We start from the raw sequence: 270 nt of genomic DNA on the forward strand, positions 1-270 counted from the left end.
TCCACAAGACCTGGACCGGCCACAAGGGCGTGGACTACGCCGCGCCCTCGGGCACGCCGATCCACTCCACGGCCGACGGCACGGTGGAGGTCTCGGGCTGGCGGAACGGCTACGGCAACGTGGTCATCATCAAGCACCATGGCAAGTACTCGACGCTGTACGCGCACCAGAGCCGCATCGCCGAAGGCATCACCAAGGGCACCAAGCTCTCGCAGCGCCAACTGATCGGCTACGTCGGCGCCACCGGCTGGGCCACCGGTCCGCACCTGC

General features: G+C 68.1%; 1 protein-coding gene. It reads left to right on the plus strand.

Annotation, left to right across the window (positions count from 1 at the left end):
* A partial coding sequence (locus SB771_RS34640; protein ID WP_410721993.1) for a M23 family metallopeptidase occupies window positions 1-270 on the plus strand: 270 nt, incomplete at both ends.

It is taken from the genome of Burkholderia sp. SIMBA_051 (genome assembly GCF_046534915.1).
Lineage (GTDB): Bacteria > Pseudomonadota > Gammaproteobacteria > Burkholderiales > Burkholderiaceae > Burkholderia > Burkholderia ambifaria.